The sequence below is a fragment of the Vicinamibacteria bacterium genome, from assembly GCA_035620555.1.
Classification (GTDB): Bacteria; Acidobacteriota; Vicinamibacteria; order Marinacidobacterales; family SMYC01; genus DASPGQ01.
This window is the reverse complement of the sequence record DASPGQ010000291.1, coordinates 1-9,935: the sequence shown is the minus strand read 5'-3', so window position 1 is coordinate 9,935 and position 9,935 is coordinate 1. Positions and strand designations below refer to the sequence as shown.

Sequence of the window (9,935 nt, the reverse complement as noted above, 5' to 3'; positions counted from 1 at the left end):
GTTCTCGTACCGGTGAGCCCGCTCTGGGCGGCAGAGGGCGGCGAGCTCCCGCGCATCGTCAACTTCACCATCCTGGCGGTGATCCTCGCGCTCGTACTCCGCAAGCCCATCGCCGGCTTCCTCGAGGCGAAAACCGAACAGATCCGCTCCTCACTCGAGGAAGCGAAGGAGAAGCAGGAGCGCGCCGACAGCGAGCGCCTGAAGGCAGACGAGCTCCTCGCTCGACTCGACGCAGAGGTCGAGAGAGCCAAGGAGGAATCGCGCCAGGCCGCTCTCGCCGAGCGCGAGCGCATCCTCGAATCCGCGTCGCGAGAGGCTACGCGTATCGAGGAGCTGGCGCGAAAGGAAATCGAAGCGGAGGTGGAAGCGGGGCGCCGCAAGCTTCTGGCCAGGGCCGCCGACCTGTCCGTCGATCTCGCGCACCGAAAGCTCGAGGCGACGATGACGGAGGCGGACCACGCTCGGCTGATCGAAAAGAACATCGCGACGCTGGAGAAGACCCGATGAGGCGAAGTGCGGGCGCCTTCGTCCTCGCGGAGCGCTATGCGAACGCCCTCCTCGCGGTCGCGGTGGAGAAGAAAGCGGACGAAGACCGAGTCGCCTCCGAGCTCGATAGGGTGACGGCATTCCTCTCCCGACAGACGGAACTGGCCGAGGTGCTAACCTCGCCCAGGATCCCCGCCGCCAAGCGGGTTCGCGTACTCGAGGAGCTTCTGCGAAACGAGACGCTCACGCCCTACACGTTGAACGTCCTCAGGCTCCTGACCCTCAAGGACCGCCTCCCCATTCTGGAGGAAGTCTCGCGACAGTTTTTGCGCCTCGTCATGGAGCACAAAGGGATCCAGAACGGGGAAGTCGTCTCGGCACATCCCCTCACGCGAGATCAGCAAACACGGCTCGCCAAGAGCCTGGGGAAGGCTCTGGACAAGAAGATGCAGCTGAGCTTCCGAACCGACCCGGAGCTCGTGGGAGGCCTGGTCGTTCGCATCGGAAACCGTATATTCGATGCGAGTGTCGCGGCCGAGCTGCGCCAATTCAGACAAAGAGCCCTGTCAGGGCAGTGAAGTCAAACGCCCGAGCTCTATCGCCCCGTTGGCGGTCGAACGCGCGGCAGAATAGAGAAATATGGAAATAAGAGCGGACGAGATAACAAAGATTCTGAAGGAACAAATCGGGGATTACGAATCCCGTGTGGAAGTTGCCGAGGTGGGTACGGTCGTTTCCGCCGGCGACGGGATCGCGCGCGTGCACGGCCTCGAAGGCGTCATGTACGGGGAGCTCGTCGAGCTCCCCAACGAGGTCTTCGGGCTCGCCCTGAATCTGGAAGAAGAGGCCGTAGGTCTCGTTTTGTTCGGCAATACGACCTACATCAAGGAGGGAGACGAGGCGAGGAGAACACGCAAGATTCTCCAGGTCCCCGTGGGCGACGGTCTCGTTGGCCGGGTCGTAGACGCGCTCGGGCGGCCCATCGATGGCAAGGGTCCCATCCATTCCAAGAACTTCAATCCCGTCGAGCGCATTGCTCCGGGTATCGTGGACCGCCAACCTGTCAAGGAGCCCCTTCAAACGGGAGTGAAGGCAGTCGACGCCATGATTCCGATCGGGCGCGGCCAACGGGAGCTCGTCATCGGCGACCGTCAAACTGGTAAGACGGCGATTGCGGTCGATAGCATCTTGAACCAGAAGGGAAAGAACGTCATCTGCGTCTATGTAGCGATCGGGCAAAAGTTGTCCACGGTTGCCCAGGTGGTGAAGACCCTCGAAGAATCGGATGCGATGAGTCACACCATCGTCGTCAACGCGGCGGCATCCGATCCCGCTCCTCTGCAGTATCTTGCCCCGTACTCGGGCTGCGCCATGGGGGAGCACTTCCGAGACAACGGGGGCCACGCATTTTGCATCTACGACGATCTGTCGAAGCACGCGGCTGCTTACCGTGAGATTTCCCTGTTGCTGCGAAGGCCTCCTGGTCGCGAGGCTTTTCCCGGCGACGTGTTCTACCTCCACTCCCGCCTTCTCGAAAGGGCGGCGAAGCTCTCCGAGGCCATGGGCGGGGGCTCCCTGACGGCGTTTCCGTTCATCGAGACCCAGGCGGGCGATCTCTCCGCCTACGTGCCAACGAATGTCATTTCGATTACCGACGGTCAGATCTATCTCGAGAGCGACCTCTTCAATGCCGGCATCCGCCCGGCCATCAACGTCGGTAACTCCGTCAGCCGCGTGGGAGGCTCGGCGCAGATCAAGGCGATGCGTCAGGTGGCAGGTACGATGAGGCTCGAGCTCGCCCAGTATCGGGAGATGGCCGCATTCGCCCAGTTCGGCTCGGACCTCGACAAGGCCACGCAGGCGCAGCTCGCCAAAGGCGAGCGCTTGGTGCAGATCTTGAAGCAGGACCAATACGAGCCCGTCCCGGTGGAAAAGCAGGTTGCCGTCATCTACGCGGCCAACAACGGCTATCTCGACGATCTGCCGGTGTCGGAATGCCGCAGATTCGAGGCCCGCCTCTACGAATACCTCGATGAGCGCCACCCAGGTGTGCTCCAGGCCATCCGAGAGAAGAAGACCTTGGAAGAGGACCTCAAAGCCAAGCTCGAGCGAGCACTGGACGAGTTCAAGGAAAGATTCAAGAGCGAGGCATCGGAGTCGTCGGCGGCGTAAGATGGCCAGCCTGCGCGATTTGAGGCGACGCACCCGGAGCGTCAAGAACACCCAACAGATCACCAAGGCCATGAAGATGGTCGCCGCGGCAAAGCTGAGGCGGGCTCAGGACGCCATCCTGTCCGCCCGGCCCTTCGCCAAGAAGATGCTCGAGGTCCTCAATAGCCTCGCAACCCGCGCCGATCCCGAGAGCCATCCCCTGCTTCGCGCCCGTGAGCCGAACCATGTCGACGTCGTCGTCATCACCGCGGACAAGGGCCTCTGCGGCTCGTTCAACGCCAACATTCTGAAATCGGCCGAGCAGTTCCTTCGTGGTATCACCTGCGAGCGCCTCGAGCTTCAAGTGGTTGGGAAAAAAGCACGGGACTACTTTCGAAGGCGCCGTTCGATCCGACAGGAGTATCCCGACGTGTTTCGCGAGCTGTCCTACGAGACCGCGGGAAGTATCGCGAGGCCGCTCATCGAGCGCTACTCCAAGGACGATCCCGACGCCGAAGACAGAGTCGATGCCGTTTTTCTCATCTACAACGAGTTCAAGAGCGTCATGCAGCAGGACGTCGTCGTCGAAAGGCTCCTGCCTCTCGAGAAGCTCCATTTCGAGAACGTTGCCGAAGAGCTCGACTATATCTACGAGCCGACCGCAGCCGAGATCTACGATGCGATCATTCCGCGCCACGTGGAGTATCAGGTATGGCACGCGCTTCTCGAATCCGCTGCCGCCGAGCATGCGGCAAGGATGACGGCGATGGAGAACGCCACGCGGAACGCCACCGAGCTCATCGAAAAGCTGACGCTGACGATGAACAAGGTCCGTCAGGCGAGCATCACCACCGAAATTCTCGAAGTCGTTTCCGGTGCCGAGGCGATACGTTAGTCAGGAGAGAACCGAGATCATGCCGCAGCCGAAACAAAGCAACCTGGGCCGAGTGGTTCAAGTGATCGGAAACGTCGTGGACGTGGAGTTCGCGAGCGGTCAGCTACCGGCCATATACAATGCGCTAACGATCAAGGATGACAAGAAGCTTTCCACCGAGGAGCTCGAGATCACCGTCGAGGTGCAGCAGCACCTCGGGGAAAATCGCGTCCGAACCGTAGCCATGCAGCCCACCGACGGTCTGGTTCGCGGAATGACGGTGGCCGATACCGGACAGCCCATCACCGTGCCCGTCGGCCCGAGTACCCTCGGTCGTGTCATGAACGTCCTCGGTGAGCCCGTGGACCGACTAGGTCCAATCGAGAGCGAGACGCGCTATCCGATTCACCGTGAGGCGCCCGCGTTTACCGAGCAGAGCACGAAGCTCGAGATGTTCGAGACGGGAATCAAGGTCATCGACCTGCTCGAGCCATACGTACGCGGTGGCAAGGTCGGATTGTTCGGCGGAGCCGGAGTGGGTAAGACGGTGATCATCATGGAGCTCATCCACAACATCGCCACGCAACACGGGGGTTTCTCCGTCTTCGCGGGGGTGGGGGAGCGCACGCGCGAGGGAAACGATTTGTGGCTCGAGATGAAGGAGTCTGGCGTCATCGAAAAGGCAGCCCTCATTTATGGTCAGATGAACGAGCCGCCCGGCGTGCGCCTCCGCGTGGGGCTCACGGGTCTCACGGTGGCGGAATACTTCCGCGACGAGGGGCAGGACGTTCTCCTTTTCATCGACAATATCTACCGCTATACCCTCGCGGGCATGGAAGTCTCGGCGCTACTGGGACGCATGCCTTCCGCGGTTGGCTACCAGCCGACTCTCGCGTCCGAGATGGGCGACCTCGAGGAGCGCATCACTTCGACCGACAAGGGGTCGATCACGTCGATTCAGGCCATCTACGTTCCCGCAGACGACTACACCGACCCCGGCGTGGCCACTACGTTCTCCCACCTCGACGCCACGACCCAGCTCTCCCGTCAGATCGCCGAGCTCGGTATCTACCCCGCCGTGGATCCGCTCGCGTCCACCTCGCGCATCCTCGATCCGCGCGTCATCGGGGAGGAGCACTATCGTGTAGCCTTCGCGGTCAAGGAGATTCTCCAGCGCTACAAAGACCTCCAGGACATCATTGCGATCCTGGGCATCGATGAGCTCTCCGAAGAAGACAAAGTCACGGTGGCGCGGGCGCGCAAGATCCAGAGGTTTTTCTCCCAGCCGTTCCAGGTTGCCGAACAGTTCACCGGCCGGCCCGGTCGCTACGTCCCGCTGGAGGAGACGGTGAAAGCGTTCAACCGACTGGTTCGGGGCGAGTACGATCACATTCCCGAGCAAGCGTTCTACATGGCGGGGGGAATCGAGGAGGTCGAGCAGAACGCAGAACGCATGGCGGCGGCTTAGCCAGGCTGATTAGAAAGTACGACCCAGCCTGCCGAGCGGTGGCCAAACGTCTGCCGCGAGATCGGCGCGCAGCGCCGCAAGGGCCGAGCCGTGGCGGCCGGGCGATCGCAGGTCCCGCCACGGCATTGAGTACAGAGAGAGATAGAGATGGACGATAAGCGCATCGAGCTAGAGATCGTGACTCCGGCCGGAGTCGTACTGCGCGAGTCGGTCGACGAGGTCGAGGCGCCAGGCGTCCAAGGTCACTTCGGAGTGCTCCCGGGCCACCGCCCGTTCCTGACCCAGCTGCGCGCCGGGGAGTTGCGGTACCGAATCGGGCGGCGAAACGCGTTCGTGGCCGTCCACTGGGGCTTTGCCGAAATCCTTCCCCACAAAGTCACCGTGTTGGTGGAGACCGCGGAGCTCGCGGGAGACATCGACCTCGAACGGGCCGAGACCGCCAAGCAGCGGGCGTTGGAGCGGTTGCAGCAGTTTGGGACGGCGTACGACCTGGAACGAGCCAGAAACGCCTATGAGCGGGCGACCGCGAGGCTGGCTGCTGCCCAGCTTGGCCGCAGCCAAGGGGGGAAGAGCTCGCCCTAGCCCAGCGTCACCGTTACGCCGTCAACCGTCAGACCGTGACGCCGCGCTCGGCCATCGGGAGATGTGCAACCCGGTTAGCGGGGCTCGAGGCATCACCCGTCGACTCCCGGTGTTGATGAGAGCGGCCTCCGACGGTATAATCTTCTGGACGCGGGGCGGCGGCTGGTTCGCTCCCCGCGACGTCGGTCCCTATCCCCCCAAAGCCGACGCTCACGTAACCAATAACCGCGTTCATGTACTTCGACGCATCGAGCCCGACGAGCCACACCGGTCCCAGATCCATTTTGGGGGGAAGTCGATTCGCGCCCTCCCTCCGCGCCGCGTTGGTCCTCTCCGCCGCACTGGCCGCCGGGGCTTTCGTGGGCTCCGCCATCGTCTCCGCAAGCCTCCTCGTCGTCTTCTTTCTCATCGGCTCGGTCGTCGTCCTTCTCATCGCCGGTAGACCACTTTGGGCCCTTTCGCTGCTGGTCGTGCTCCTGCCCTTCAGCGGCACGGATCCCTTTCGAGTCAACCTCGCGGGCTTTTCCGGCACGAAGCTGCTCAACCTGCTCATGGTCCTGGTTGTCTTCGTTTCGGTCATCAACTGGAAGAAGGGCACGAAGCTCCCCACCTACGCTACCGGCCTGGCCTTCGCCTGGGCGGCGGTTTTCTCCGTGGCCGTCTTCCGCTCTCTCGCCAACTTGGAGACCATCAATTACTACGTGCTCGAGCCGTTGAGCCCGTCGGAGCACATCCTCACCCACCTCGTGAAACCGTTCGTCTACTTTCTACCACTCGTCATCGTGGCGCGGTTCATCAGAACGCGAAAAGACGCCGAGTTCTTGACGACCGCCGTGACCCTTGCGGTTGGGTCGCTGGGCGCCTTCGTGCTCTACGTGTATTTCTTCATGGCCGGGCCAGGCGCCGAGGCGAAAGTCATCAACGACAACTACATGTCGACCCTCGGGCTCCACCGAAACGGGCTCGTGACTTTCCCCATCATCGGGATTCCGATAATCCTCGCGCGCTGGTTCCGGACGCGGGACACGCTGAGCGCGGTCTGCTTCGTTCTCGGTATAGCCTCCGTCGGGACGCTTCTGTCCCGGACGGGATATTTGTCGGTTCCGATCGGAGTCGTCGGCTACCTGGCTCTTTCGAAAAGGGTCAGGTACGTTCCCCTCATCGCCGCCGCCATCGCCGTCGTCACGTTTTTCGCCTGGTCCCAGATCGCAGAACGCCTCAACTATCGCCTCGAATCGGGAGATCGAAATGCCGTCTCCGCGGGACGGATCGATACCCTCTGGATTCCTTTGCTCGAAGAGGCGGCCGCCGATCCGGAAAAGCTGTTCCTGGGTAACGGGCGGTTCGCCACCGGGGCATCGCAGATGGCCGAGCGCGGCGCGATTCTGGACGTTCGCCATCCCCACAACATGTTCGTGGAATTGCTCCTCGATGCGGGCGTCGTTGGGTTCACGATTCTCATGGCCTTTCTTTTCGTCGTTCTCTGGAAGCTGAAGCAGAGTCTTCAGATCTCGACCGACCCGGCCATGGCCGAGCATCTCCGAGGGGCGCTGGTAGCGCTCGGGTCGTATCTCGTCGCGGGTTTGACGGGAAGAAGTCTGTTTCCTCAGTTGGGGAACAGCTTTTTCTGGATCGTCCTCGGCCTCGCCATTGCTCTCATCGGACTCGCGGCCGCCGAGAGCCGCTCGACCCCTCGCGAGACCGAAGCGCACGAGCCCGGGTAACTCGGGCGCTCGCTGGAGCGAGCTGAACGTCTTACGGAGCCCCCGAAACCGAGCTCGTCTCGTGAATCGCCTCGGACGCCGGTGAGTGCGGGACCTGCTTCACGCGAACGACGCTCAGTCCTCGCCGGGAGGACCGCGGCTCGTCTCCCACGACGTACAGGGTGGAATCGGCTACCGTGAGATCGCCTTCGTGGCTATCGAGAATCGCGGTATTCACGTCCGCCATGACCACCCGGCTGAGTCTCGCGACGGGTGTGCCAAAAGTGAGCTTCTTGCGATAGATGGAAACCCCCACGTCGAGGCCGGTCAATCGAGTCGCCTCGATGGTGACGTCCGATCCATCTTTGGAGGCGATGCCGGTGTAGCAACGGTCGATCTGGTTGTCCCGGATCCGAGCCACGGTCTTCTCACCCACGCTCATTCCCTTGTCGACGCAGTTCTCGATGATGTTCTGCTCGACATCGAGATCGGAGCCACTGAAGTCCAGCCCATCGCCGCCCGCCCCGAACACGTGGTTTCCCACGACGACACCGGTACAGAAATCGAGGTCCACGGCGTCCTCGGCGGTGTTGGAAAAGACATTGTTCCGCATCTCGACATCGCAGTACTTGAAATTGATCCCATCGATCGCGGCGATGTCCACGAAACGCGATTCACGCAACGAGATCACCGCATCGGTCACCGAGAGGGCCCCGGTGAAATGGGTCCGGTCATTCTCGGCGCCGGCCCCCCCCTCGAGGATCACGTGCTCGAGCCGGACGGTGCTGCGCTCGGCGCGCCGCCCTTGAACGACGAGGGCTCCCCACCCACTCTTGGATTTCGCTCCGCGAACCGCGATGGGCTCGCGAGCCGTTCCGACCGCGGTGAGGTCTCCGTAGACGATGAGCGACGCTCCGTCCTCGAGCTCGATCGTCGTTCCGGGCTCGACCTGGACGGAGTAGCTCTGTGGGACTTCCCAGGTGGCGTCGAGGTGCACCACGCCGGGTCCCAGAACGATCGTTCGTCCCTCCCGGCGCGCGTTTCCCGGAAGCACCGGCGCCGAATCCGGCATCTCTTCGCGATCCAGTGACGCCACGGTGATCTCAGAGGAACGGATCTGAACGTCGTCATCGGCCAAGAGCTCGCCAGTAACACCGTTTCGCGCCGCGAGTCCAATGATCTCGACGTCAAGGACCTCTCTGATGGCCAGGCGGGATCTGCCTGGCTCGCCGGACCATTGGCCGTCGACGAGCTCGTGCTCCGGGAGCGGCACGACGACCCGTTTTCCGTTCCGCGCCACGACGACACCGGTCACCCACACGAAGGCCTTGCCCCGGTTCTCGAGCTCGACCACCACGCTTCCTTCGTTCTGGGTCGGACGGACCACGACGCCGAGCTCCGCGGTACGAAACAGAGTGGAAAGATAGGCGGCATTGCTTTCGAGCTCCTCGATGAAAGCCTCGTGGATGCGATGGCCTCTCGAGGAACGGATTGCGTGGTTGTCGTAGCGGAAAGCCGCATCGAGCCGGGCGAAGGCCTCGTTGGCGTGCGCGATCATGGGCTCGACCCTCTCGGTAATCAAAGTCCACAGCCGCTCATCCCGCATCCGCCTAAACTCGGGAATCCTCAAGAAGGCCCGTGCCTCGTTGGTCGCGGTCTCGCCCTCGATCGTTGTTTCGGGGTCGATCCGGTAGCCGAGATAGTCCCAGGGAATGGGCTCGAACGTCCCCCGAGCGGGGTCGTAATAGACGTGAAGGTTGTTGTTGCTCCAGGCGTGGGTGCTTCCCACAAGGGTCGTGACGGCCGCAGCCCAAGCAAACCGGTCCGTGTCCGTATAAGTCTGAAGGAACGTCCAATTACAGGGATCCGCGTCGGGCGGTGAGCTCGTCTCCTCTTTGCACTGGAGCAGCCGTTTTATGGCACTCTCCGCCTTGTCCCATCCGAACCCACCCGGGGCTCCCGCGAGCTGGCCGTTGCCGTCGAAGATGAAGCCCTCGGAGCGGCCGCCGCGGTCGAGCATCGGCCGGCCGATCTCCTCGATCTCTTGAAAGAGTCCCACGACCTTTTCGTTGATCTTGAGGACGACGAAACGACTGTCCCAGGTCAGGATTCCATGACGGGCGAGCTCCCAGTTCGTCGTCAGGTCCTTGGTGACGCCCTTGTCGGAGGGGTTCGAGATGTTGATGTGTCGTTTTCCCTCGAAGTAGTGGTTCCGGGGAAACTTCAGCCGCAATGATGGCCTCTGTCTGGCGTAATGCCCGGCTGTCTTGCCGCGAAGCTTCACTTCGATGGGAAGCCAGCGACCATCTTCCAAGAGAAACTGGGCAGGGACGTAATCGCGCAGGATTCCCGTAGAAACGCGGGCCGCGGAGACCTCGGCCGCGAGGTTACGAAGTGCAGTCAAATCGTTCGACTGGAGGCGAAGCTGGTAAACGGGAAGGCCCGACGACTCGAGCCGCGCCTTGTCCAGAGGGCTCGGAAACCTCTGGACGATCTCGAGGAGCAAGTCCTTAGCCGCCGCTACCGGGGCTTCGGCGCCCCAGGCATGGCGAAAACGGGCCACCCGGTGGAGGTACTCGCCGACCAGCACGAGGACGGGAAGAACGAGGGCGATTCCCAAGAGCTTGGCGAGCGAGCTAGAGCGCGACATGCTGATCGGTCTCGTAGCGCG

General features: G+C 62.4%; 9 protein-coding genes. 7 read left to right on the top strand and 2 right to left on the bottom strand.

Annotated features, from left to right (window positions below; translation table 11 throughout):
* The 6 genes from VEK15_11920 to VEK15_11895 form a co-directional block, all read left to right on the top strand.
* On the top strand, window positions 1–507 hold a 507-nt coding region (locus VEK15_11920), incomplete at its 5' end, for an ATP synthase F0 subunit B (GenBank protein ID HXV61396.1).
* Window positions 504–1,064, top strand: coding sequence for an ATP synthase F1 subunit delta (gene atpH, locus VEK15_11915; GenBank protein ID HXV61395.1), 561 nt, complete (start codon window positions 504–506; stop codon window positions 1,062–1,064). The genes VEK15_11920 and atpH, both read left to right, overlap by 4 nt.
* A gap of 61 nt (window positions 1,065–1,125) precedes the next feature.
* Complete coding sequence (atpA, locus tag VEK15_11910) at window positions 1,126–2,658, top strand: F0F1 ATP synthase subunit alpha (GenBank protein HXV61394.1); 1,533 nt, start codon at window positions 1,126–1,128, stop codon at window positions 2,656–2,658.
* A gap of 1 nt (window position 2,659) precedes the next feature.
* Window positions 2,660–3,532, top strand: coding sequence for an ATP synthase F1 subunit gamma (gene atpG, locus VEK15_11905; protein HXV61393.1), 873 nt, complete (start codon window positions 2,660–2,662; stop codon window positions 3,530–3,532).
* A 19-nt stretch (window positions 3,533–3,551) separates the two neighbouring features.
* Window positions 3,552–4,979: a F0F1 ATP synthase subunit beta gene (gene atpD, locus VEK15_11900; protein ID HXV61392.1), complete on the top strand. Its 1,428-nt coding sequence runs from the start codon at window positions 3,552–3,554 to the stop codon at window positions 4,977–4,979.
* 147 nt (window positions 4,980–5,126) lie between these two features.
* Window positions 5,127–5,561, top strand: a complete 435-nt coding sequence (locus VEK15_11895; protein ID HXV61391.1) for a F0F1 ATP synthase subunit epsilon — start codon at window positions 5,127–5,129, stop codon at window positions 5,559–5,561.
* A gap of 28 nt (window positions 5,562–5,589) precedes the next feature.
* On the opposite strand, the gene VEK15_11890 is transcribed toward VEK15_11895, so the two are convergent.
* Entirely contained in the window at window positions 5,590–5,844 is a 255-nt protein-coding gene (locus tag VEK15_11890; GenBank protein ID HXV61390.1) for a hypothetical protein, read from the bottom strand.
* Window positions 5,845–5,884: 40 nt separating this feature from the next.
* On the opposite strand from VEK15_11890, the gene VEK15_11885 reads away from it, so the two are divergent.
* The gene (locus VEK15_11885; protein ID HXV61389.1) at window positions 5,885–7,285 is read left to right on the top strand and encodes an O-antigen ligase family protein; all 1,401 of its coding nucleotides are present in this window, start codon (window positions 5,885–5,887) and stop codon (window positions 7,283–7,285) included.
* A 31-nt stretch (window positions 7,286–7,316) separates the two neighbouring features.
* On the opposite strand, the gene VEK15_11880 is transcribed toward VEK15_11885, so the two are convergent.
* Window positions 7,317–9,914: a right-handed parallel beta-helix repeat-containing protein gene (locus VEK15_11880; GenBank protein HXV61388.1), complete on the bottom strand. Its 2,598-nt coding sequence runs from the start codon at window positions 9,912–9,914 to the stop codon at window positions 7,317–7,319.
* Between the last annotated feature and the right edge of the window lie 21 nt (window positions 9,915–9,935).